Source organism: Streptomyces sp. A5-4 (assembly GCF_051131715.1).
Lineage (GTDB): Bacteria > Actinomycetota > Actinomycetes > Streptomycetales > Streptomycetaceae > Streptomyces.
Genome location: NZ_CP178591.1, coordinates 825,783 through 846,907, shown reverse-complemented (window position 1 = coordinate 846,907; position 21,125 = coordinate 825,783). Strand labels below are relative to the sequence as shown.

Sequence of the window (21,125 nt, the reverse complement as noted above, 5' to 3'; positions counted from 1 at the left end):
GACCACTTTACGGGCGCCAGGTGCCGCCGAGCCGGGGCGCGAGCCAATCGGTGGCGCGCCCCTGGAACACATCGGGTGCCAGCGCCCCCGCGCCCTGCGGAACCACACCGAGCAGCGGGGCGCCCGCGGCCTCCGGCAGGTCTGTCAGATTGCAGCGCTCGGCCAGATCGGGCCGCTGTGGCCAGCTGCCGACCACGACGCCGAGGAGTTCCAGCTGCCGGGCCCGCAGGGCCTCGGCGGTCAGGGCCGTCGCGTTGAGCGTGCCGAGGCCCGCGGGGACGACCACGAGGACCGGCGCGTCGAGCAGCCGGGCGACGTCGGCGAGTGTGGCGCCCGCGTCGTCGAAGCGCACGAGCAGGCCGCCCGCGCCCTCGATCAGCACCAGATCGTGCTCGGCCGCCAGCTTCTCGGCGGCCTCCGCCGCGTCCCGCGGAAGCACTGGGCGCATTCCGGCGCGCCTGGCGGCGGTCGCGGGGGCCAACGGCTCGGGGTACCTGGCGAGTTCGACGCCCCGCACACCGTCACCCGCGAGCCGCACGGCATCGTCGGCGTCGCCCGGCTCACCGGGGGCAAGCCCGGTCTGCGCGGGCTTGAGCACGGCGACCGTGCGGCCCTGCGCGCGCGCCGCCGCGGCGAGGGCCGCGGTGACGACGGTCTTGCCGATGCCGGTCCCGGTGCCTGTGACGACGATGACGGCCATGCGTGCTCCTTGCGGGGGATGTCGCGGGGGAAAAAGAAGAGCCTCTACGCCGCCGACGCGGCCGCGCACACCGCCCGGGTGATGCGGGCCAGGTCCTCGTCGCCCGTCACGTAGGGCGGCATCGTGTAGATGAGGTCGCGGAAGGGCCGCAGCCACACGCCCTCGCGGACCGCGGCCCGTGTCGCCGCCGTCATGTCCACGTCGTGGTCCAGCTGTACGACGCCGATCGCGCCGAGCACCCGTACCTCGCGCACCCCCGGCAGCTCCGCCGCCCGGACCAGCCCCTCGCGCAGGCCGGACTCCAGCCGCTTGACCTCCACCTGCCAGTCCTGGCCGAGCAGCAGGTCGATCGAGGCGCAGGCGACCGCGGCGGCCAGCGGATTGCCCATGAACGTCGGGCCGTGCGCGAGCACAGGGACCTCACCGCGCGAGATGCCGTCGGCCACCCGCGAGGTGCACAGCGTCGCCGCCATGGTGAGATAGCCGCCGGTCAGCGCCTTGCCGACGCACAGTACATCGGGTGAGACCCCCGCGTGCTCGGATGCGAAGAGCGTGCCCGTACGGCCGAAGCCGGTCGCGATCTCATCGAAGATCAGCAACACGTCGTGCGCGTCGCACGCCTCGCGCAGCACCCGCAGATACGCGGGGGAGTGGAACCGCATCCCGCCCGCGCCCTGCACCACCGGCTCCACGATCACGGCGGCCAGTTCGTCCGCGTGGCGGGCGATCAGGTCACCGAGACGCGCCGCGTACGTCTCGTCGTACTCGGCCGGCGGCGCGTCCGCGAAGATCTGACGCGGCAGCGCCCCCTGCCACAGCTCGTGCATCCCGCCCTCGGGGTCGCACACCGACATGGGCTGCCAGGTGTCCCCGTGGTAGCCGCCCCGCCAGGTAAGCAGCCGCTGCTTCGCGGGCCGGCCGACCGAGCGCCAGTGCTGCAGGCACATCTTGACCGCGACCTCGACGGAGACCGAACCGGAGTCGGCGAGGAAGACGTGCCGGAGCGGCTCGGGAGTGATCTCCACCAGCTTGGCGGCGAGCCGCACGGCGGGCTCATGGGTGAGCCCGCCGAACATCACATGGCTCATCCTGTCGAGCTGGCCGCGCGCCGCCTCGTTGAGCGCCGGGTGGTTGTAGCCGTGGATCGCCGACCACCAGGACGACATGCCGTCGATCAGCTCGCTCCGCCCGTGAGCGGGTTCGGCGAGGCGCAGCCGCACCCCCGAGGCGGACTCCACCAGCAGTGGCTCCGCCCGGCCCGGCATCGGACCGTACGGGTGCCACACGTGCTCGCGGTCGAGGCGCAGCAGTTCGGCGGGGGTGAGCGGCTCAGGCATTGGGCGCGAGGTCCGTTCCGGCGCCCCGGCGGCGTACCGACACCAGGTCCGTACGGGCGGCCGGCACCTCCGGAGCGGCCTCTGTCTCGGCCGGCGCGTCGCCGCACGCCGTCGCGCAGCCGCCGCCGCCACGGTGCTGCGGCAGCGTCGTGGTGTCCGTGCCCTCCACCTCGAAGCCGGCGTCCGCGATCATCTCCAGGTCGGACTGGCCCGCCTGGCCCTCACTGGTGAGGTAGTCGCCGAGGAAGATCGAGTTGACCAGGTGCAGCGCGAGCGGCTGCATCGTGCGCAGATGCACCTCGCGCCCGCCCGCGAGCCTGACCTCGACGTCCGGGCAGACGAACCGGACCATCGCCAGGATGCGCAGCGCCCGCTGGGGGGTGAGGTTCCACTCCTCGGCGAGCGGTGTCCCCTCGAAGGGGATCAGGAAGTTGACCGGCACCGAGTCCGGGTCCAGGTCGCGCAGCGCGAAGACCACGTCGATGAGGTCCTCGTCGCTCTCGCCCATGCCCGCGATCAGCCCGGAGCAGGCGGACAGACCCGCGGCCTGGGCCTGCTGGACGGTGTCCACCCGGTCGGCGTAGGTGTGGGTGCTGGTGATCTTCCCGTACGTCGACTCGGACGTATTGAGGTTGTGGTTGTACGCGTCGGCGCCGGCCGCCCGGAGCTTCTCCGCCTGTCCGCCGGACAGCAGACCGAGGCAGGCGCACACCTCGACCTCTTCGTTCTGGTCCTTGATCGCCTCGATGGTCTTCGAGACCCGGTCGACGTCACGGTCCGTCGGCCCACGCCCGCTCGCGACCAGGCACACCCGCTTCGCGCCGCCCGCCACCCCCGCGGCCGCCGCCTTCGACGCCTCGTCGGGCTTCAGCCAGGTGTACTTGAGAATCTCGGCCTTGGAGCCGAGCCGCTGCGAGCAGTACGAGCAGTCCTCGGGGCACAGGCCGGACTTGAGATTGACGAGGTAGTTGAGTTTCACCCGCCGCCCGAACCACTGGCGGCGTACTTTTCCGGCCGCGGCCACCACATCGAGCAGATCGTCGTCGGAAGTCGCCAGTACGGCGAGGGCTTCTTCGCGGGTCGGCAGCTCGCGCCGCAGTCCCTTGTCCACCAGCGTGTTCAGCAGATCCATGGCGTTGATCCTGACGCACGGCACCGCCCCTGGCCAAGGTGGAATCACACAAGAGCACGGTCTTGAGGTGTGGGTATTGCCACACCCTGCCCTCACGTGCCCACCGCTAGTGTCTGTGGGCTGCCTACAAAAGGGACTCACCGATGCCGCAGGGACCGTACGCACCGTTCGGCTGGATCGACGAGCAGGCGCGGCTGCGCGCGGCGGCCGGGCTCGTCAGGACCCTGCGTCCGCGGCCCGCCGAGAGCGCCCTGCTCGACCTCGCGAGCAACGACTACCTCGGTCTCACCCACCGCCCGGAGGTCACCTCCGCGGCGGCCGCGGCCGCCCGCCGCTGGGGCGCGGGCGCCACCGGATCACGGCTGGTCACCGGCAGTACCGAGCTGCACGCCGAGCTGGAGCGGGAACTCGCCGAATTCTGCGGCTTCGAGGCCGCCCTCGTCCTGTCCTCCGGTTACGCCGCCAACCTCGCCGCCCTCACCGCGCTCAGCGGCCATGGCTCACTGATCGTCTCCGACGCCCTGAACCACGCGTCGATCGTCGACGGCTGCCGGCTCTCGCGCGCCGAGACCGCGGTCGTGCCGCACGCCGACCCCGACGCCGTGCGCAAGACGCTCGACGCGCACGACGGCCGCGCGCTGGCCGTCACCGACTCGGTGTTCTCGGTGGACGGTGACGCGGCGCCCCTGGCGGAGCTGGCCGAGGCCTGCCGCGCGTACGGGGCGGCGCTCGTCGTCGACGACGCGCACGGCCTCGGAGTGCTGGGCGACGGGGGCCGGGGCGCCCTGGACGCGGCCCGGATCGCCGGCGCGGACGGTGTTGTGGCGACCCTCACCCTGTCGAAGTCCCTGGGCAGCCAGGGCGGGGCGGTCCTCGGCCCGGCCAAGGTCATCGACCACCTGGTCAACACGGCCCGGACGTTCATCTTCGACACGGGTCTCGCCCCGGCCGCCGCCGGTGCGGCCCTCGCGAGCGTGCGGCTGCTGCGCCGGGAACCCGAACTGGCCGCGCGCGCCCGGGCAGTGGCCATCGCCCTGCACCGCGGGCTGACCGACGCGGGCCTGACCGCGGTACGCCCCGACGCCGCCGTGGTGTCGGTCCTGGCGCCCTCTCCGGAGGCGGCGGTGCGCTGGGCGGCCGACTGCCGTGCGGCCGGGCTCGTGGTGGGCTGCTTCCGTCCGCCGTCGGTGCCCGACGGGATCTCCCGCCTCAGGCTCACGGCGCGCGCCGACCTGACCGACCAGCAGATCGAAGAGGCGGTGGGCACGATCCGCCGGACCGCGCCCACCGGGTGACTCTCAATACCGCTGGCCGATGGTCCGATTTCGTATGGCCGAAAGAAAGCAGGTCCATGCGTCCGTCGCGAAGAGCAGCGCGGGGCGCGCGACGTTCTTGGAATCGCGTACGGCCAGCAGACCGCCGGTCAAACGGGCAGCCTCTACGCAGTTGTTCATACCGGTACTGCGGCTGCTGCGCAGCCACTTGGCTCTGTGCGGAAAAGTGCTGGAAGGAACGTTCGCAAGAGGTGCGGACATGGGGCCTCCCTAGGCGTCGTGCCTGATCCCCCTGATGAGATGCAACGAGTCCTCAGGTGAATGGGCCTGGGCTTGGAGCGTGCCGAATGCGGCGCTGTACGCCCTGAGGTCTTCTTTCCGTTCGAGGTAGAGGCTACTCGTCAAGTGGTCGATAACAACCACATCCAGATCGGCAATGTTCGGAAAGGAGAAAATAACGAAAGGACCGGTGAGGCCGATGTGCTCACCGGCAGCGAAAGGCACGACTTGTAAGCAGACATGGGGAAGTACTGCCATCTCCAGCAACTGCCGCAACTGCCGTGTCATGGTCCCCCCGCCGCCCACCTGTCGCCGCAGTACCGCCTCGTCCAGGACCGCGCTCAACTTCAGCGGGTCATCGGCCCGCAGTACCTCCTGGCGGGCGAGGCGTACCTCCACCAGGGAGTTCACCTTCTCCGCCGGCAGGTCGTACAGCGCGGCCCGGGTCACCGCCCGTGCGTAGTCCGGCGTCTGCAGGAGCCCCGGGACCACGGTGTTCTCCAGCGTGCGCGCCGAACTCGCCTGCGACTCCAGGCTGATGAAGTCCCGGTACTGCGGCGGCAACAGTCCCCGATAGGCGTGCCACCAACGGTTTCCCGCGTCGTTCACGGAACCGGCCAACGCCTCAAGCAACGCCCGGAGCTGCGGATCGCACACTTCGTACACATTCAGCAATCGGGCCACGTCGGTCGCCTTGACCGCGCTGCGGCCCGTCTCGATCCTGCTCACCTTCGACTGGTGCCACCCGACGAGACATGCTGCTTCCGGGCTGGTCAGCCCGGCGCGATCGCGCAGCCTGCGCAGCTCTTGCCCCAGCTTGCGTCGCCGCACCGCGGGACCGTTCCGCATATCGACTCCCTCCGCCCCGCGCCGATGCGCCATTCTGCAACCCAAATACGCTCTCGCGTAGCAGAGTTCACCGCTTCGAGCGACAGATATATGCATATCTTGGATGATCGCCACCTATCACGGCACCATGAGTGTCACTCTGGCGCAGAGCACAATACGGGGCCGCCCTCGAAGTTGAATCCGCTACGAGTCGGAGTCCGGCCCCGGTGGGAAAGGGACAGCGTCGCCATGGCAGACCAGCAGGAATCATCCGTCACTCTGCCGAGCGATCCAGCCTCGGTCTCCGCGGCGCGGAGATACGTCGCGGAGATTCTCGGCGGCTGGGGCATGCCGCCGGATTCTGATGCCGCCGATATGGTCCGGCTGATCGTCTCGGAGCTTGCCACCAACGCGGTGCAGCACACACTCGGACGGTCGCCCACCTTCACCGTGGACGTACAGCTGGAGCGGGACGACCAGTTGCGCATCGGCGTCACCGACAGCCACCCGCGGTGGCCGAAGCGGCTGCCCGCCGCCGTCCAGCAGGACAACGGACGCGGCATGGTGATCATCCGCTGTCTCACCGCGGAGTTCGGCGGACGGCTGTCCGTCACGCCCACGGCCGAGGGCGGCAAGACGGTCTGGATCGCGCTGCCGTGGACCGCCCCGGTCCGCGCCCCTGTCCAGACACCCGTCCAGGCGTAGGCCCGACCAGCCGGCCCGTGCCCGAACAGCACTGATTTCAGGGCGCTTTGACGGGCCGGGGCAGTCCCCGTCGCGGGCCCGGCTCAGCCGGTACCGCCGCCTCGGCCGGTACCGGCGGCCCGCCCGAACGCGCCGCGCAGCAGGGCCCGCAGAGTGTCCGCGGCCGGGCTCCGTTCACCGGTCCTGTGCACCACCGAGATGGTGCGCCGCAGTCCGGCGTCCGCCAGCGCCCGCGATCCCACGGGGGTCGTCGCCATCGCGGCGACCATCTCGGGCACCACGGCCACGCCGAGCCCCGCACTGACCAGCGCGCACACCAGCGCGTACCCGGGCGACTCGCACACCACCGCCGGAGTCGCCCCCGCCGCGGCCAGCGCCGCCTCCACGCCCTGGCGGGGCGGATGGGTCGGCGCACTGCTGATCAGCGGCTGTCCGGCCAGGTCCGCCAGGCGCAGCCGCTCCGAGCCCCCGGCCAGCGCATGGCCGGGCGCCGTCACCAGCACCAGCTCCTCGACCAGCAGCCGCTCCGCCGCCACCCCGGAGGGCGGGGGCGCGGTCGGCGCGGGCTCGTAACTGTGGGTCAGAGCGAGGTCCGCCTCGCCGGCCGCCACCGCGGTGACCCCGTCCGGCGGCTCGTAGTCGGCGACCACCAGCTCCACATCGGGATGCGCCCGGCGGAACGCGCTGAGCACCGGCGGCAGCAGATGGATGCCGGCCGTCGTGAACGTGCCGACCCGGAGCCGGCCGCCGGACAGGCCCGCCAGCTGCGCCAGTTCGTGCCGAGCCAGGTCCAGCTCGCCGAGCACCCGCCGGGCCCGGACCGCCAGCAGTTCGCCCGCGGCCGTCAGCCTGGCCCCGCGATGGTGGCGCACCAGCAAAGTGGCGCCCGTCTCGCGTTCCAGCTTGGCGAGCTGCTGCGACAGTGCGGGCGCGGTGTAGCCGAGGCGCGTGGCTGCGCGTGTGATGGAACCGGCCTCGGCGACCGCGACCAACGCCGCCAGCCTCGTCGGGTCGTACATGCTGAGCTCCCCGGGGGCGGGCCGACCCCCAACAGTTCCTTTAGGCAGACCATGAAGATTGCAAGTACATGCTAAAGCCCCGGCCGGTCCAGGATGGGGAGCATGGACGCACAACTGATCGCCTTCACCGGCGTCGCCGCGGGCATGGTCGCCATGCCCGGCGCGGATTTCACGGTCGTCGTACGCAACGCACTGGCGTCCCGTCGCTCGGGGGTGGCGAGCGCGGTGGGCGTCGCGGGCGGACTGCTCGTGCACACCGCACTGGCCGTCGCGGGGCTCGCCGCCGTACTGGTCGCCGTACCGGCTCTGTTCCGTGCGATCCAGCTGCTCGGTGGCGCCTACATTCTCTACCTGGGCTGCCGTGCGCTGCTGTCGGTGCGTGCTTCCGCGCCCGAGGGTCGGCCGGACGCGGAGCGCGAGAAGAAGGCGGTGGGCGGTGTCGGACGCAGCCTTCGGCAGGGTTTCCTCACCAACGCGCTCAACCCCAAGGCGCCGGTTCTCTTCCTCAGCCTGCTGCCCCAGTTCGTGCCCGAGGGCCGGCCGCCGCTTCCCAGGACGCTGTTGCTCGCCATGATCGTCGTCGTACTGGCCCTGCTCTGGTTCCCCGCGGTCGCGCTCCTGGTGGACCGGCTGGGCCCCTGGCTGCGGCGCCCGCGCGCGGCCCGCACCGTCGAGGCGGTCAGCGGCGGCGCGCTCGCCGTGCTGGGGCTGATCCTGCTGGCCGGGCCGCTGGGGGCGGTGTGACCGCGCCGCCGGGGGAATCGGGAGGGGCTGCGACGGGCGGGCGGTCGGGGTGACGGCGGACCACACCGTCGCCCCGACCGCCCCGGCCGTCACCGGGGTGCGGCCGAGGCCGGTCAGCGCACCCTGCCGTACCAGACGCTCCTGGACCAGATCCTCTCCAGTCGCACCACGGACCCACGCTTGGGGGAGTGCCAGATCTTGCCACTGCCGGCGTAGATGCCCACGTGGTAGACGTTCCGGCCGGAGTGGAAGAAGACCAGGTCGCCCCGGACTCTGCTGGAGGAGGAGATGCGGCGGGTCTTGTTGTACTGGGACTGGGCGGTGCGCGGCAGGCGCTTGCCCGCCTTCTTGAACGAGTAGAGCGTCAGCCCCGAGCAGTCGAACCGGTTGGGACCCGCTGCCCCGTACCCGTACGGGGCCCCCTTCTTCGACGCGGCCACTTTCAGTGCCTTCGTCGAGTGCGCCGGGGCGGCCTGCGCCTCACTCGCTGCTCCTGGCGCCAGCATCGAGGCACCCAGCACGGCAAGGGTGAGGGCCGAAGCCGCTCCGGTTCTGGTCATCAGCGACGGAACATTCATCTGCGCGGTCATACGCGACCCTTCGTCAGCCGCCTGTGAAGGATGACCTGTCGGGTTCGGACAGGCGAAGATGTCCGGCCGCGTCAAGCGGCTTCACCCCAAGGGACGGCCGTGCGAACAGGCCACCCCGACGCGCTTGGGTCTTCCACTCCTGCCGTTGCACTCTGTCGACCAGGCATCCGGGAAGCGGCAGGACTCAGCGTCCACCCGGACCGCCCCGCCGTGTGGCAGGGGCTTGTCGTCCCAGGGATCTTGACCCATGACCCGTCTGTTTTCCGAGCTGAAACGACGTTATGTGAGGCTCCTCACCACTGACCCGTTCGGGTGGACAAGGGCGTTCGCGTCCCCCGCCGTCGGTGCGTGGCGACGGCTGTACCAGCGGCGGAGTGGCTCATTCCGGGCGGTGCGTAGCTGGGATGTGCAAGTCGAGCGGTACCGCTGACCACCCGTTCGCTACGCCATTCGAGGGAGCGCGTGTCGTACTGCGACCGGCTCGCGGGCCGAGCCGCGCGCCGTCAACTCGATGAGAACGGTGGCACGGTGACCCGGCCCGAGCGCCGCTCCCCGTCGAGGACACGCAGCGCCCGCGCCGGCGCGGCGGCGTGTACCCGGGCTTCGTCCCGCTGGTGCATCAGGGTGAGGGCGTCCCGCAGCGCGGGAGCCTTCGATGCGGGGGCCTGCGCGGCGCGCACTGCCCCATAGGTGTCCGTGGCGCGCACCGGGTTGATCCGTCCCAGCAGATCGACCACTTCGAGATAGCGGACGACGAACTCACCCTCGGCGCGGGTCAGTGCGGGCAGTGGCGGCAGTTCGGGCGGCGGCATCGCGGCTCACCTCGGTTGGCAGGCGGGGGTGTCCTTGCGGCTCTGCACGATGTGATCGACCAGGCCGTACGCCTCGGCGGCGCCGGCGTCGAAGATCTTGTCGCGCTGGATGTCCGTACCGATGCGCTCAAGGCTCTGCCCGGTGTGGAGAGCCAGCATCCCGGCGAGTGTCTCGCGCATGCGCAGCAGTTCCCGCGCCTCGATCTCCAGATCCGACGGCTGGCCCCGCACGGGCTCGTCGATGGAGGGCTGGCTCAGGAGCACCCGGGCGCCCGGCAGGGCGAGTCGCTTTCCCGGGGCGCCGGCCGCGAGCAGCACGGCGGCCGACGACGCGGCCTGGCCCAGACAGATCGTCTCCACGTCGCAGGTGACGAACTGGATCGTGTCGTAGATCGCGGACATGGCGGTGAACGAGCCGCCGGGGGAGTTGATGTAGAGCGAGATGTCCCGGTCGGGGGCGGCGTGTTCGAGGTACATGAACTGCGCCATCACGTCGTTGGCCGCGGTGTCGTCGACGGCCGTTCCGAGAAAGACGATGCGCTCCTCCAACAGCCTGGAGTACGGGTCCATGGTCCGGGTCCCGGTGCTGGTGCGCTCGGTGAACTCGGGAAGTACATAGCGGGCGGAGGCGGCGGAAGTGCGGTGCATGGCAGTGGCTCTCCTCATGCTGCTCGGGCCCAGTCTCTGTAAAAAATGTACAGGACGTACAAGCCGTAATATGGCGAGCATGGCCTACGAGATTCCGGTGACGCAAGCCCGAGCAGAGCTCGCCGAGCTGATCAACCGTGTGGTGTACGGCGGGGAGCGGGTGGTCGTGACACGTCACGGGAAGCCGCTCGTGGCGCTGGTTTCCGCCGCTGACCTGCAGCGACTCGAAAGCGATGCGGGGGCGGCCGAGGAGCAGGTGATCAGCTCCGTCTCCACCATCGGCTCGCGCGCGTCCGCTCCGGGCGAACGCCGCCGCTTCGGTATCGCCGCTGAGCATCGTGGTGAGCACGGCAGCGAGCGTGGCGACGGCCGCCGCGAGAGCTGAGCGCGGACGAAAAGGCCGTGTGCCCCGTCCGCTGCGGCGGGGACACGGCCGTCCTTGAGTGGGCGTCGTACCGGTACGACGTCGTGCGTGTCAGCCCACCGGGGCCGGCCGCGGCGCGTCGGCGGCGGCCTCTGCCGGAGCGTCGGCCGCCCTGCGCCGCCCGCCCACCAGCACCGCCGTCAGGCCGAGTGCGGTCCACAGGCCGAGCACGAGCAGCGGCATCGATGCGGCGCTCCCGTCGAAGAAGGCGACCGACCGCAGCAGTGATCCGCCCGCGCCCGGCGGCAGCCACTGGCCGATGGCCCCGGCCGGCTCCGGCAGCAGCTGCGGCGCGCTCGTGACACCAGAGAACGGGTTGCCGATCAGTACCATCAGCAGCGATCCGAGCCCGATTCCCGCACGCCCGACGAGCGCCGCGCACCCCGCCACGGTCGCGCCGATGGCCAGCACGGTCAGCCCCACCACGCCCGCTTCGGCCCACCAGCCGCCGGTGACGATGCCCAGCCAGCTGTCGGCGATGGCCGTGACGGTGACACCCACCAGCGTGCCTGCGCCGAGCAGGGCGACCACTGAGCGTGTCCCGCCCAGGCCCAGCAGGCTCACGAGCGCTCCGGCCGCGACCCCCGCCAGGGCCATGGGCAGCACACTCGCGCCGATCGCGCTGCCGCGCGGGTCCCCGGCGGGGGCGGCGACGACATCGGTGACCCGCACCGGTGTGCCGGGCGGGGCCTGTGCGGTCGCCGCCTCGCGCAGCAGCTGGGCCACCACGGGGCTCGCGGCGGAGGCGGTCAGCAGCTCGGGGCCCTTCGGGGTGACGACCAGCGCGCCGTATACGACCCGGTCCTCGATGGCGGTGCGGGCCGCCGCCCGGTCCTGGTAGCGGTGGACGTCGAACGCGCCCTCCCGCTGTTCGAACCCCTGCTGGACCTGGGCCGCCGCGGCGGCCGGGCCCGCGACCCCGACGGGGAGGTCGCGCGGTGCGATGCGGGCGGCCGGCCAGGCGAAGGCCCACAGGGCCAGTGCCACGACGACGGGGACCAGGACGATCACCGCGACCAGGCGGCGGGTGGGTGCGGCGGACATGGTGCGCCTCGATTCAGGGAGAAGGGTCACTCGGGAGGGTGATTCAAAGGGAAGAACCAAAGAGAAGGATCGTTCGTTTTACGCCGACTTCACTGTCCCGCCGGACCCGCTCCTTGTCAAGAAGGAATGTTCGTTTTAGATTGGGGGCATGGCTCGCGTATCCCAGGAACACCTCGACGCACGCCGCCGTCAGATCCTCGACGGCGCCGCACGCTGCTTCGCCCTCAACGGCTTCCACGCCACCTCGATGCAGGACATCCTGCGTGAGGCGGGCCTGTCGGCAGGCGCGGTCTACCGCTACTTCGGCAGCAAGGAGGAGCTGATCGCGGCCATCGCCGGCGAGGCGTTCGCCGAGATCCGCGCGGCGTTCGACGCCGCGGCGGGCAGTGTTCCGCCACCCACCCCCGACGTGCTGCTCGGCCGGGTGCTGCGCCGCATGCTGGAGGAGCGGGTGCTGGGCGTCGACCGCGGATCGTTCGCCAGGCTGGTCGTTCAGGTGTGGACCGAGACTCTGCGCAACGAGCAGCTCGCCGCCGTTCTGGACGAGGGGTACAGCGGACTGCGCGTCTCCTGGGCCGGGCTGGTGGACGCCTACCGGGACAGCGGGCTGATGGCCGCGGACGTCCCGGCCGACCATGTCGCCCGCACGCTCATCGCCACCGCCCAGGGTTTCATCGTCCAACAGGCGCTCTTCGGCGACGTGGAGGTCGGCGTGCTGGAGGACGGTCTGCGGGGTCTGATGTCCATGCAACAACCCAAGATCAGTTAACGCGCCGGAAAAACTTCGCCCCTAACGTTCAATCCCAGGCCGTGAGGTCCTCAAGCGCAGGTCAACAGAGTGTTGAAGTGGGCTAGGGTCCCGCTGCGCCCCTACGGTCCGGGCGGGACAACTATGAGGTGGACACGTGCAACTGACTCCGCACGAGCAGGAACGACTGCTCATTCATGTGGCCGCCGATGTGGCGGAGAAGCGCCGGGCGCGCGGGGTGAAGCTCAACCACCCCGAGGCGATCGCGCTCATCACCGCGCACATCCTCGAAGGAGCCAGGGACGGCCGCACCGTCGCCGAACTCATGTCGTCCGGCCGCGAGGTGCTCCGCCGCGACGACGTCATGGGGGGCATTCCCGAGATCATTCACGACGTACAGGTGGAGGCGACCTTCCCGGACGGGACCAAGCTCGTCACCGTCCATGAACCGATCGTCTGACGGGGCGTCGGCGATGATCCCCGGAGAGATCCTGTACGCCGACGGGCCGGTGCGCATCAACGAGGGCCGCCCCGTCACCCGCCTCACCGTCCTCAACGCCGCCGACCGGCCCGTCCAGGTCGGCTCCCACTACCACTTCGCCGAGGCCAACCCCGGCCTCGACTTCGACCGCACCGCCGCCCATGGTCTGCGGCTCAACATCGCCGCGGGCACCGCCGTGCGCTTCGAGCCCGGCATCCCCGTCGGCGTCGAACTCGTCCCCATCGCCGGCCTGCGCATCGTCGCGGGCCTGCGGGGGGAGACCGGAGGGTCCCTCGATGCCTGAGCTCCATCGCGCGGTGTACGCCGACCTGTTCGGCCCCACCACCGGCGACCGCATCCGGCTCGCCGACACCGACCTGCTGATCGAGATCGAGGAGGACCGCTCCGGCGGCCCCGGGCGCGCCGGGGACGAGGCGGTCTTCGGCGGCGGCAAAGTGATCCGCGAGTCGATGGGTCAGGCCAGGACCACCCGCGCCGAAGGTGCCCCCGACACGGTCATCACCGGCGTGGTCGTCCTCGACCACTGGGGCATCGTCAAGGCCGACGTCGGCATCAGGGACGGCCGGATCACCGGCATCGGCAAGGCCGGCAACCCCGACACCATGGACGGCGTGCACCCCGAGCTGATCATCGGGCCCGAGACCGAGATCATCGCGGGCAACGGCAAGATCCTCACCGCCGGGACTATCGACGCCCATGTCCACTTCATCTCACCGACCGTGGTCGACCAGGCCCTCTCCTCGGGCACCACCACCCTCGTCGGCGGCGGCACCGGGCCCGCCGAGGGCACCAAGGCCACCACCGTCACCCCGGGCCCCTGGCACCTGGCCCGGATGTTCGAGGCGCTGGAGCACTACCCGGTCAACATCGGCATGCTCGGCAAGGGCAACACGATGTCCCGCGAGGCGATGCGTTCCCAACTGCGGGGCGGCGCCGTCGGATTCAAGATCCACGAGGACTGGGGTGCCACCCCCGCCGTCATCGACGCCTGTCTGAGCGTCTGCGACGAGACCGGCGCGCAGCTCGCCATCCACACCGACACCCTGAACGAGGCCGGGTTCGTCGGCGACACCCTCGCGGCCATCGCTGGGCGCTCCATCCACGCGTACCACACCGAAGGCGCGGGCGGCGGGCACGCGCCCGACATCATCACGGTCGTCTCCGAGCCCTACGTACTGCCCAGCTCGACCAATCCGACCCGGCCGCACACCGTCAACACCATCGAGGAACACCTCGACATGCTGATGGTCTGTCACCACCTCAACCCGGCCGTGCCGGAGGACCTGGCCTTCGCCGAGTCCCGGATCAGGCCGAGCACCATCGCGGCCGAGGACATCCTGCACGACCTCGGCGCCATCTCGATCATCTCCTCGGACTCGCAGGCGATGGGCCGCATCGGGGAGGTCGCGATGCGCACCTGGCAGACCGCGCACGTGATGAAGAAGCGCCGCGGCCCGCTGCCCGGCGACGGCCGGGCCGACAACCATCGCGCCCGTCGCTATGTCGCCAAATACACCATCAATCCGGCGGTCGCCCAGGGCGTGGACCGCGAGATCGGCTCCGTCGAGAGCGGCAAGCTCGCCGACCTGGTGCTGTGGGACCCGGTCTTCTTCGGTGTGAAGCCGCAGCTGGTCATCAAGGGCGGCCAGATCGCGTACGCACAGATGGGTGACGCCAACGCCTCCATCCCGACCCCGCAACCGGTGCTGCCCCGGCCGATGTTCGGTGCGCTCGGCAGAGCCCCGGCGGGCAACTCCGTCAACTTCGTGACCGGTGCGGCGATCGAGGACGGCCTGGCGGAGCGGCTCGGCCTCGGCAAGCAGTTCGTGCCGATCAGCAGCACCCGTGGGCTCACCAAGGCCGACATGCGGGAGAACGACGCGCTCCCGCGCGTCGAGGTCGACCCCGACACCTTCACCGTGACCATCGACGGCGACCCGGTCGACCCCGCACCCGCCGCCGAACTCCCGCTCGCCCAGCGTTACTTCCTGTTCTGATGAGACTCCGATGAGCCGCGCCGCCCTGCTCGTACTCGCCGACGGCCGCTTCCCCGCCGGCGGCCACGCCCACTCCGGTGGGGCGGAGGCGGCCGTCAAGGCGGGCCGCATCCGCAGCGCCCCGGACCTCGCGGCCTTCTGCCGGGGGCGACTGCACACCGCCGGACTCACCGCGGCGGCGCTCGCCGCTGCCGCTGCCGCCGGGATCGACCCGCTCGACCTCGACGAGGCCGCCGACGCCCGTACGCCCTCACCCGCCCTGCGGGCCACGGCGCGCAAGCTCGGCCGGCAGCTGATGCGCGCGGCCCGCGCCACCTGGCCGTGCGCCGAGCTCGACGCACTCGCAGCGGCGCGCCCGCGCGGCGCCCACCAGCCCGTGGTGCTCGGCCTGACCGCCCGCGCGGCGGGGCTGGGTCCCGAGGACGCCGCACACTGCGCCGCGTACGAATGCGTCAGCGGCCCCACGACCGCGACCGTGCGCCTGCTCGGCCTGGACCCCTTCGAGGCCACCGCGGTCCTCGCCCGCCTCGCACCCGAGCTCGACCAGGTCGCGCGCCGAGCCGCCGAGGCCGCGCGGCACGCACTCGACGAAGGCACCGGCGCGCTGCCCGCCGCCTCCGCTCCGCTGCTCGACATCACGGCCCAGGCGCACGCGGCCTGGCCCGTACGCCTCTTCGCGTCGTAACACTCCTTAGGAGAGCCGCACCATGCACCTCGACCACGCGCACACCGGCCCCGCCGCAGTCAGCGCCGACGCCGTACGCCCCGACGGCCGGCGGCGCGCGCTGCGCATCGGCCTCGGCGGGCCGGTCGGCTCCGGCAAGACCGCGACCGTCGCCGCCCTCTGCCGAGCCCTGCGCACGGAGCTGTCCATCGCCGTCGTCACCAACGACATCTACACGCGCGAGGACGCCGAATTCCTGCTGCGCAACGCGGTGTTGCCGCCCGAGCGCATCCAGGCCGTGGAGACGGGGGCCTGTCCGCACACCGCCATCCGCGACGACATCTCGGCCAACCTCGAAGCGGTCGAGGATCTGGAGGACTCGGTGGGGCCGCTCGATCTGATCCTGGTGGAGTCCGGCGGCGACAACCTCACCGCGACCTTCTCCAAGGGGCTGGTCGACGCACAGGTCTTCGTCATCGATGTGGCGGGCGGCGACGACATCCCGCGCAAGGGCGGGCCCGGCGTCACCACTGCCGACCTGCTGGTCGTCAACAAGACCGACCTCGCGCCCTACGTCGGCTCCGACCTCGGCCGGATGGCCCGCGACGCCAAGGAGCAGCGCGGTGAACTCCCGGTGGTCTTCACCTCGTTGACCTCGGCCGAAGGCGTGCGGCCGATCACCGACTGGGTCCGCGCGCAGCTCGCGGCCTGGTCCGCGTGACGCCGCTGAACCTCGCGCCGGCGATCACGGCCGCAGCAGCCGGGGCGAGGACCACCGTCGCCCCGGCCCGCGTCGGGCCGACAGGTGTCGCCGCGAGGGCCCGCATCACCGCCGCCCTCGACGGCCGGGGCGAAACGAGCCTGCCGGTGCTGGAGAGCGACGGGCCGCTCGCCCTGCGCCGCACCCGGGCCACCGGGCCGTACGCCCGGGTCACCGTCGTCGGTGCGATGAGCGCACCACTGGGCGGCGACCGGCTGGCGGTCGAGGCGGACGTGCGGGCCGGCGCGATGCTGCGCGTGGACTCCGCGGCGGCGACCGTCGCGCTTCCCGGGCGGACCACCGGCCACGCCTGTTACGACGTACGCCTGGCGGTGGGGGAGGGCGCCCGGCTGGACTGGCTGCCGGAACAGCTCATCTCCGCGCACGGCAGCGATCTGCGGATGACCACCCGGGTCGAGCTCGCCGTATCCGCTCGACTGGTGCTGCGCGAGGAGCAGATCCTCGGCCGCCACGGCGAGGCCCCCGGTACCCTCACCACCCGACTGACCGTACGCCGGGCGGGCCGGCCGCTCCTGGACCAGGAGCTTTCCTACGGACCCGGGGCGCCCGGCGGCTGGGACGGGGGAGCGGTGCTCGGCGGTGCGCGGGCGACCGGCCAGCTGCTCGTGGTGGACCCGAGGTTCGCCTCCGAGCCTCCCGAAGCGCGGCTGCTGGGGGACGCTGCGGTGCTCACTGGGCTCGCGGGACCCGCGGTACTGGTCACGGCGGTGGCGTCCGACGCGCTGCTGCTGCGGCGCGTCCTGGACGAAGCAGCCCAAATCGTCGTTCCCCGGTAGCTTCCGCCTGCACCGCTCACCGGGACACGGCTCACCGGTTATGGGATTGGTAAAGAAACGCCGGTCCGGCCTGTTGCCCGGGGCACTTGAGACGACAGGATTCAGCCGTACACCGACTGATTGACCACTTGCGTCACACGTGACACAAATGAAACAGGGGGAGGCACCACTTGAGGCGTACGGCAGTGCTCGGCTCGGCCGGCACTCTGATTGCGGGAACGCTGATGGCCGGCGCGATAATCGCGCCGTCGGCCAGCGCCGACGGCAAGCGCCACAGCACGTCGGAGGGCCGGGGGACGCAGATCGCCGCGGACCGCGCGGCGAAGGCGGGCATCGACTGGACCGACTGCCCGGCCGACTGGGGGATCGCGAAGCCCATCCAGTGCGGCTACGTCAGCGTTCCGGTCGACTACGCGAAGCCGAACGGCCGCAAGATCAAGATCGCGGTCGACCGCATCGGCAACACCGGCTCCAAGAAGGACCGTCAGGGCGCCCTGCTCTACAACCCCGGCGGTCCCGGCGGCTCGGGTCTGCGGTTCCCGACCCGGGTCACCACCAAGAACCCGATCTACACGAAGGCCGCCAAGGCGTACGACTTCGTGGGCTTCGACCCGCGCGGCGTCGGCCACTCCTCGCCGATCTCCTGCGTCGACCCGCAGGAGTTCGTCAAGGCGCCGAAGCTCGACCCGGTGCCCGACAGCGAGGCCGACAAGCGCGCCCAGCGCAAGCTCGCCGCCGAGTACGCGGACGGCTGCCAGGAGCGCAGCGGCTGGCTGCTGCCGCACATGACCACGCCGAACACCGCACGCGACCTGGACGTCGTCCGCGCCGCGCTCGGTGAGAAGAAGCTGAACTTCCTCGGCGTCTCCTACGGCACCTACCTCGGCGCGGTCTACGGGACGCTGTTCCCGAACCACGTCCGTCGCATGGTCGTCGACAGCGTGGTCAACCCGTCGAAGGAGAAGGTCTGGTACCAGGCCAACCTGGACCAGGACGTCGCCTTCCAGATGCGCTGGAACGACTGGAAGAAGTGGGTCGCGGCCAACGACGCCACCTTCCACATCGGCAACACCCCCGAGAAGGTCGAGCAGCAGTGGGTCAAGCTGCGCGCCAAGGCCAAGAAGGCGCCGCTCGGCGGCATTGTCGGCCCCGCCGAACTGACCGGGTTCTTCCAGAGCGCGCCGTACTACGACTCCGCCTGGGTGCCCACCGCCCAGACCTGGAGCAAGTACGTCGCGGGTGACACCCAGGCACTCGTCGACGCCATCGCGCCCGACATGTCGGACACCAAGGGCAACGCGGCCTCGGAGAACGGCAACGCCGTCTACACGGCCGTCGAGTGCACGGACGCCAAGTGGCCGACCAGCTGGAAGAAGTGGGACCGGGACAACACCAAGCTGCACAAGACCCACCCGTTCATGACGTGGGCCAACGCCTGGATGAACCTGCCCTGCGCCACCTGGTCCAGCAAGCAGCAGACCCCGCTGAACGTGAAGTCCGGCAAGGGACTGCCGCCGGTACTGATCGTCCAGTCCGAACGCGACGCAGCCACTCCGTACGAGGGCGCCGTCGAGCTGCACAAGCGGTTCAAGGGCTCGCGCCTGATCACCGAGGAGGGCGCCGGCTCGCACGGCGTCACCGGGATCGCCAACCCGTGCGTCAACGACCGGGTCGACACCTACCTGCTCACCGGGAAGACCGACCGCCGCGACGTGACGTGCGCACCGCACGCCACGCCGAAACCGTAACGGTTCACGACAGGCAAGAAGGCGACTAGGCAAGAAGGGGCGGCCGGGCATCCGGCCGCCCCTTCTCCGTAGGGCCCCTTCTCCGGGGCCCTTTCGCCGTCCCGCTACTTCCGCTGTGCCAGCCAGGCGTCCTCTTCGGCGTAGTTGAAGAGATCACCGTCGCGCTGCGCCATCTTGGCGAAGGCGTCCGTCCACTGGCTGCCCCGTAGTTCCCGCACCAGCCAGTCGACCGTCGCCGGCAGTGACTCGTCGTACCCGGTGACGGCCCGGTAGCCGAGCTCGCGCTCGGCGGCGCTCATGTCGAACAGGACGGGATGCTCGATCGCCCAGGGGCTCAGCCCGACGTCCCCGACCGGAGCCGGGCCCTCCACCAGGACGGTCTCGGTCTCCACGCCCATGACCGGGTCGATCGCGGTGGCGATCTCGGCGACGGTCGGGGCCGTCGGATCCCCCGAGTTGAGGACCCGCGAGCCGGGCCGCAGCGCGGCCAGCCGGATCATCTCGGCGACATTGGAGACATGCACCGGGTGGAACCGGCTCTTCCCGCCGAACGCCAGCACCCGGACCTTGCGACCGTCCAGTGCGCGCTTCACGAAGAACAGTTCACGCGGCGTCCGGCAGTACGGCCCGTGCACCGCGCCCGCCCGCAGCAGCGTCGTCGGCAGTGTGCTCGCCAGCAACTCCTGTTCCAGGGCGGCCTTGCAGGTGCTGTACGTCGTGTCTCCCGGCGCCACGGTCGGCTGGCTCTCCAGGATCGGCACCGGGTACCGGGGAAAGCCGCCCGGCTCGTTCTGGGTGTCGAAACTGCGGCCCCGGTCGTCCGCGTAGACCGCGCCGCTGGAGATGACCACCGCGGATCCGATCCGGTCCGCGAGTGCGATCAGCTGCCGGGCGTGGTCCCGGCCAAAGGCGACCATGTCGACCAGCACGTCGCAGCCGTCGCCGAGCGCGGCGGCCAGCGCCCCCTCCTCGGCCCGGTCGACCCGGACGGTCCTCACATCCTCCGGCCAGGAGTCGTCCCGGCCGCCGCCGCGCGAGGCGGCCCGCACGTCCCAGCCGGCCGCGGCGAGAGCCCTTACGGCTGGCCGCCCGATCTGTCCTGTCGCTCCGAGTACGAACGCGGTTCCTCTGCTCATGACCGAAACGCTACGGGGCGAAGGTCCTGCGGGGGCAGGGTCGTTCGCCGTGCGCCGATTCGCGGTCAGCGAAGCAGGCGGGGGAACTTCTTGACCTGCTCGGCCTTCACTTCGGCCGCGTACCGGTCCACGTACTCCTGCCCGGACAGGCCGAGGATCGCGTACATGATCTCGTCGGTGACCGCACGCAGCGCCGCCTTCTCGTTCTCCATGCCCGCGTAGCGCGAGAAGTCCATCGGCTCGCCGAAGCGGACGGTGACGCGCTTGATGCGGGGCACCTTCTGACCGGGCGGCTGGATCTCGAACGTACCGACCATCGCGCACGGCACCACCGGCACCTGCCCCTTGATCGCCATGGCGGCCACCCCGACCTTGCCCTTGTAGAGGCGGCCGTCGTGCGAGCGGGTGCCCTCCGGATAGATCCCGAGCAGCTCGCCCTTGCTCAGGACACCGAGCCCCTCGCGAATGGCGTTCTTCCCCGCCTCCTTGCCCGATCTGTCGACCGGGATCTGCCCGGCGCTGCGAAAGAACGCGGCGGTCAGGCGGCCTTTGACGCCGGGGCCGGTGAAGTACTCGGCCTTGGCGAGGAAGGTGATGCGCCGCTTGATGATCGCGGGCATGAGGAAGTGGTCGGAGAACGAAAGGTGGTTGCCCGCGACGATCGCGGCCCCGTCCTCGGGGATGTGGTCGAGTCCTTCGATGCTGGGCCGGAAGAGCAGCCTCAGCAAGGGGCCGAGAAGCACGTACTTGAGCACGTGGTAGAACATCGGGCTGCTCCTCGTGCTGCCAGGTCAATGGGCATCTCGGGGGAGTCAGTGTAGGGGCAGGGGCCGCCGCGCGTAACTGTGCCCGCGGGGCACCGCCGCACCCCGCGTGCCGCCGTACGGCCCCGGGTCGCACCGGCCGCCACGAGAGGCGGCCACATTACTGACATGGCATCAAATGCTGTCAAGTCCCCATACAGCAACCTCTGCTGAATTTCCGTCAGATACCCAAAGAGAGAGAAATCTGCTTGATCACCACCCCATCGAGTGATGGTAAGGTCATCAACGCTTGCCAGGCGGCGGGGGAGCCGCTATGGCGCGAAACGTACCGCGTCGGCCCAGGATTCTGCCACCCCGGGAGAGCTATGCCATCAGCCGGGCCTATTGAGGCAGTCGGGCAGGAGAGGACGCGCGGCGGCCGATCCTGGAGCCCCGAGAGCGTGAGCGCACCCGGACGCATTCCCCGGACATTC

At 71.0% G+C, this 21,125-nt stretch carries 24 protein-coding genes and 1 riboswitch; of the genes, 12 read left to right on the top strand and 12 right to left on the bottom strand.

Annotated elements, in window-relative coordinates:
• Positions 1-7: 7 nt before the first annotated feature.
• From bioD to bioB, 3 genes are read right to left on the bottom strand one after another with little or no spacing between them, the layout of a single operon-like run.
• Positions 8-700 (bottom strand): dethiobiotin synthase, encoded by a 693-nt coding sequence (gene bioD / locus ACLLJJ_RS03805; protein ID WP_434587836.1) that lies wholly within the window; start codon positions 698-700, stop codon positions 8-10.
• Between the two features lie 44 nt (positions 701-744).
• Positions 745-2,037, bottom strand: coding sequence for an adenosylmethionine--8-amino-7-oxononanoate transaminase (locus ACLLJJ_RS03800; protein WP_434587835.1), 1,293 nt, complete (start codon positions 2,035-2,037; stop codon positions 745-747).
• Positions 2,030-3,169: a biotin synthase BioB gene (gene bioB / locus ACLLJJ_RS03795; RefSeq protein WP_434587834.1), complete on the bottom strand. Its 1,140-nt coding sequence runs from the start codon at positions 3,167-3,169 to the stop codon at positions 2,030-2,032. The genes ACLLJJ_RS03800 and bioB overlap by 8 nt, the downstream gene beginning before the upstream one ends.
• Positions 3,170-3,312: 143 nt before the next feature.
• Here bioB and ACLLJJ_RS03790 point away from each other — a divergent pair, with 143 nt between their 5' ends.
• Positions 3,313-4,464, top strand: a complete 1,152-nt coding sequence (locus ACLLJJ_RS03790; RefSeq protein WP_434587833.1) for an 8-amino-7-oxononanoate synthase — start codon at positions 3,313-3,315, stop codon at positions 4,462-4,464.
• A 3-nt stretch (positions 4,465-4,467) separates the two neighbouring features.
• Here the strand turns inward: ACLLJJ_RS03790 and ACLLJJ_RS03785 are convergent, their stop codons facing one another.
• Together ACLLJJ_RS03785 and ACLLJJ_RS03780 are read right to left on the bottom strand one after the other, a co-directional pair.
• Positions 4,468-4,704 carry a DUF397 domain-containing protein gene (locus ACLLJJ_RS03785; RefSeq protein WP_434587832.1) on the bottom strand — a complete coding sequence of 79 codons (237 nt, stop codon included), beginning with the start codon at positions 4,702-4,704 and terminating at the stop codon, positions 4,468-4,470.
• A 9-nt stretch (positions 4,705-4,713) separates the two neighbouring features.
• A complete protein-coding gene (locus ACLLJJ_RS03780; RefSeq protein WP_434587831.1) occupies positions 4,714-5,571 on the bottom strand; it encodes a helix-turn-helix domain-containing protein in 858 nt (285 codons plus the stop codon).
• Positions 5,572-5,799: 228 nt separating this feature from the next.
• Here ACLLJJ_RS03780 and ACLLJJ_RS03775 point away from each other — a divergent pair, with 228 nt between their 5' ends.
• On the top strand, positions 5,800-6,255 hold the full coding sequence (locus ACLLJJ_RS03775) for an ATP-binding protein (protein ID WP_434587830.1): 456 nt from the start codon (positions 5,800-5,802) through the stop codon (positions 6,253-6,255).
• Positions 6,256-6,338: 83 nt separating this feature from the next.
• Here the strand turns inward: ACLLJJ_RS03775 and ACLLJJ_RS03770 are convergent, their stop codons facing one another.
• Positions 6,339-7,274 carry a LysR family transcriptional regulator gene (locus ACLLJJ_RS03770; RefSeq protein ID WP_434587829.1) on the bottom strand — a complete coding sequence of 312 codons (936 nt, stop codon included), beginning with the start codon at positions 7,272-7,274 and terminating at the stop codon, positions 6,339-6,341.
• Between the two features lie 102 nt (positions 7,275-7,376).
• On the opposite strand from ACLLJJ_RS03770, the gene ACLLJJ_RS03765 reads away from it, so the two are divergent.
• A complete protein-coding gene (locus ACLLJJ_RS03765; RefSeq protein ID WP_434587828.1) occupies positions 7,377-8,018 on the top strand; it encodes a LysE family translocator in 642 nt (213 codons plus the stop codon).
• Positions 8,019-8,131: 113 nt separating this feature from the next.
• Here the strand turns inward: ACLLJJ_RS03765 and ACLLJJ_RS03760 are convergent, their stop codons facing one another.
• From ACLLJJ_RS03760 to ACLLJJ_RS03750, 3 genes are all read right to left on the bottom strand, one after another.
• Positions 8,132-8,608, bottom strand: a complete 477-nt coding sequence (locus ACLLJJ_RS03760; RefSeq protein WP_434587827.1) for a C40 family peptidase — start codon at positions 8,606-8,608, stop codon at positions 8,132-8,134.
• Positions 8,609-8,611: 3 nt separating this feature from the next.
• A riboswitch (cyclic di-AMP (ydaO/yuaA leader) is annotated at positions 8,612-8,784 on the bottom strand.
• Between the two features lie 327 nt (positions 8,785-9,111).
• Positions 9,112-9,420, bottom strand: coding sequence for a hypothetical protein (locus ACLLJJ_RS03755; RefSeq protein ID WP_434587826.1), 309 nt, complete (start codon positions 9,418-9,420; stop codon positions 9,112-9,114).
• Positions 9,421-9,426: 6 nt separating this feature from the next.
• Positions 9,427-10,068: an ATP-dependent Clp protease proteolytic subunit gene (locus ACLLJJ_RS03750; RefSeq protein WP_434587825.1), complete on the bottom strand. Its 642-nt coding sequence runs from the start codon at positions 10,066-10,068 to the stop codon at positions 9,427-9,429.
• Between the two features lie 79 nt (positions 10,069-10,147).
• Here ACLLJJ_RS03750 and ACLLJJ_RS03745 point away from each other — a divergent pair, with 79 nt between their 5' ends.
• Positions 10,148-10,453: a type II toxin-antitoxin system Phd/YefM family antitoxin gene (locus tag ACLLJJ_RS03745; RefSeq protein WP_434587824.1), complete on the top strand. Its 306-nt coding sequence runs from the start codon at positions 10,148-10,150 to the stop codon at positions 10,451-10,453.
• Between the two features lie 90 nt (positions 10,454-10,543).
• Here ACLLJJ_RS03745 and ACLLJJ_RS03740 read toward each other — a convergent pair whose 3' ends face one another.
• On the bottom strand, positions 10,544-11,536 hold the full coding sequence (locus ACLLJJ_RS03740) for an ABC transporter permease (RefSeq protein ID WP_434587823.1): 993 nt from the start codon (positions 11,534-11,536) through the stop codon (positions 10,544-10,546).
• Positions 11,537-11,684: 148 nt separating this feature from the next.
• On the opposite strand from ACLLJJ_RS03740, the gene ACLLJJ_RS03735 reads away from it, so the two are divergent.
• The 8 genes from ACLLJJ_RS03735 to ACLLJJ_RS03700 all read left to right on the top strand — a co-directional run bounded on the left by ACLLJJ_RS03735 (position 11,685) and on the right by ACLLJJ_RS03700 (position 18,752).
• Positions 11,685-12,305, top strand: a complete 621-nt coding sequence (locus ACLLJJ_RS03735; protein ID WP_434587822.1) for a TetR/AcrR family transcriptional regulator — start codon at positions 11,685-11,687, stop codon at positions 12,303-12,305.
• Between the two features lie 136 nt (positions 12,306-12,441).
• Positions 12,442-12,744, top strand: a complete 303-nt coding sequence (locus ACLLJJ_RS03730; RefSeq protein WP_434587821.1) for an urease subunit gamma — start codon at positions 12,442-12,444, stop codon at positions 12,742-12,744.
• Positions 12,745-12,757: 13 nt separating this feature from the next.
• Positions 12,758-13,069, top strand: coding sequence for an urease subunit beta (locus ACLLJJ_RS03725; protein WP_434600290.1), 312 nt, complete (start codon positions 12,758-12,760; stop codon positions 13,067-13,069).
• Positions 13,062-14,783, top strand: coding sequence for an urease subunit alpha (locus ACLLJJ_RS03720; protein WP_434587820.1), 1,722 nt, complete (start codon positions 13,062-13,064; stop codon positions 14,781-14,783). Before ACLLJJ_RS03725 ends, ACLLJJ_RS03720 begins: the two co-directional genes overlap by 8 nt.
• 10 nt (positions 14,784-14,793) lie before the next feature.
• On the top strand, positions 14,794-15,468 hold the full coding sequence (locus tag ACLLJJ_RS03715; RefSeq protein WP_434587819.1) for an urease accessory protein UreF: 675 nt from the start codon (positions 14,794-14,796) through the stop codon (positions 15,466-15,468).
• A gap of 22 nt (positions 15,469-15,490) precedes the next feature.
• Positions 15,491-16,168 (top strand): urease accessory protein UreG, encoded by a 678-nt coding sequence (gene ureG / locus ACLLJJ_RS03710; RefSeq protein ID WP_434587818.1) that lies wholly within the window; start codon positions 15,491-15,493, stop codon positions 16,166-16,168.
• Positions 16,169-16,272: 104 nt separating this feature from the next.
• Complete coding sequence (locus ACLLJJ_RS03705; protein WP_434600289.1) at positions 16,273-17,004, top strand: urease accessory protein UreD; 732 nt, start codon at positions 16,273-16,275, stop codon at positions 17,002-17,004.
• A gap of 224 nt (positions 17,005-17,228) precedes the next feature.
• Entirely contained in the window at positions 17,229-18,752 is a 1,524-nt protein-coding gene (locus ACLLJJ_RS03700; protein ID WP_434587817.1) for an alpha/beta hydrolase, read from the top strand.
• Positions 18,753-18,856: 104 nt separating this feature from the next.
• Here the strand turns inward: ACLLJJ_RS03700 and ACLLJJ_RS03695 are convergent, their stop codons facing one another.
• Positions 18,857-19,888, bottom strand: a complete 1,032-nt coding sequence (locus ACLLJJ_RS03695) for an NAD-dependent epimerase/dehydratase family protein (RefSeq protein ID WP_434587816.1) — start codon at positions 19,886-19,888, stop codon at positions 18,857-18,859.
• 65 nt (positions 19,889-19,953) lie between these two features.
• Positions 19,954-20,655 (bottom strand): lysophospholipid acyltransferase family protein, encoded by a 702-nt coding sequence (locus ACLLJJ_RS03690; RefSeq protein WP_434587815.1) that lies wholly within the window; start codon positions 20,653-20,655, stop codon positions 19,954-19,956.
• Positions 20,656-21,125 lie beyond the last annotated feature (470 nt).

Excerpts from the sequence above, each read along its gene's own strand:
- ACLLJJ_RS03765 (WP_434587828.1), top strand. The coding sequence starts at position 7,377 with ATGGACGCACAACTGATCGCCTTCACCGGCGTCGCCGCGGGCATGGTC.
- ACLLJJ_RS03695 (WP_434587816.1), bottom strand. The coding sequence starts at position 19,888 with ATGAGCAGAGGAACCGCGTTCGTACTCGGAGCGACAGGACAGATCGGG.
- ureG (WP_434587818.1), top strand. The coding sequence starts at position 15,491 with ATGCACCTCGACCACGCGCACACCGGCCCCGCCGCAGTCAGCGCCGAC.
- ACLLJJ_RS03790 (WP_434587833.1), top strand. The coding sequence starts at position 3,313 with ATGCCGCAGGGACCGTACGCACCGTTCGGCTGGATCGACGAGCAGGCG.
- ACLLJJ_RS03700 (WP_434587817.1), top strand. The coding sequence starts at position 17,229 with ATGGCCGGCGCGATAATCGCGCCGTCGGCCAGCGCCGACGGCAAGCGC.
- ACLLJJ_RS03740 (WP_434587823.1), bottom strand. The coding sequence starts at position 11,536 with ATGTCCGCCGCACCCACCCGCCGCCTGGTCGCGGTGATCGTCCTGGTC.
- ACLLJJ_RS03755 (WP_434587826.1), bottom strand. The coding sequence starts at position 9,420 with ATGCCGCCGCCCGAACTGCCGCCACTGCCCGCACTGACCCGCGCCGAG.
- bioD (WP_434587836.1), bottom strand. The coding sequence starts at position 700 with ATGGCCGTCATCGTCGTCACAGGCACCGGGACCGGCATCGGCAAGACC.
- ACLLJJ_RS03720 (WP_434587820.1), top strand. The coding sequence starts at position 13,062 with ATGCCTGAGCTCCATCGCGCGGTGTACGCCGACCTGTTCGGCCCCACC.
- ACLLJJ_RS03780 (WP_434587831.1), bottom strand. The coding sequence starts at position 5,571 with ATGCGGAACGGTCCCGCGGTGCGGCGACGCAAGCTGGGGCAAGAGCTG.
- ACLLJJ_RS03735 (WP_434587822.1), top strand. The coding sequence starts at position 11,685 with ATGGCTCGCGTATCCCAGGAACACCTCGACGCACGCCGCCGTCAGATC.
- ACLLJJ_RS03770 (WP_434587829.1), bottom strand. The coding sequence starts at position 7,274 with ATGTACGACCCGACGAGGCTGGCGGCGTTGGTCGCGGTCGCCGAGGCC.
- ACLLJJ_RS03760 (WP_434587827.1), bottom strand. The coding sequence starts at position 8,608 with ATGACCGCGCAGATGAATGTTCCGTCGCTGATGACCAGAACCGGAGCG.
- bioB (WP_434587834.1), bottom strand. The coding sequence starts at position 3,169 with ATGGATCTGCTGAACACGCTGGTGGACAAGGGACTGCGGCGCGAGCTG.
- ACLLJJ_RS03750 (WP_434587825.1), bottom strand. The coding sequence starts at position 10,068 with ATGCACCGCACTTCCGCCGCCTCCGCCCGCTATGTACTTCCCGAGTTC.
- ACLLJJ_RS03775 (WP_434587830.1), top strand. The coding sequence starts at position 5,800 with ATGGCAGACCAGCAGGAATCATCCGTCACTCTGCCGAGCGATCCAGCC.
- ACLLJJ_RS03745 (WP_434587824.1), top strand. The coding sequence starts at position 10,148 with ATGGCCTACGAGATTCCGGTGACGCAAGCCCGAGCAGAGCTCGCCGAG.
- ACLLJJ_RS03715 (WP_434587819.1), top strand. The coding sequence starts at position 14,794 with ATGAGCCGCGCCGCCCTGCTCGTACTCGCCGACGGCCGCTTCCCCGCC.
- ACLLJJ_RS03725 (WP_434600290.1), top strand. The coding sequence starts at position 12,758 with ATGATCCCCGGAGAGATCCTGTACGCCGACGGGCCGGTGCGCATCAAC.
- ACLLJJ_RS03800 (WP_434587835.1), bottom strand. The coding sequence starts at position 2,037 with ATGCCTGAGCCGCTCACCCCCGCCGAACTGCTGCGCCTCGACCGCGAG.
- ACLLJJ_RS03785 (WP_434587832.1), bottom strand. The coding sequence starts at position 4,704 with ATGTCCGCACCTCTTGCGAACGTTCCTTCCAGCACTTTTCCGCACAGA.
- ACLLJJ_RS03690 (WP_434587815.1), bottom strand. The coding sequence starts at position 20,655 with ATGTTCTACCACGTGCTCAAGTACGTGCTTCTCGGCCCCTTGCTGAGG.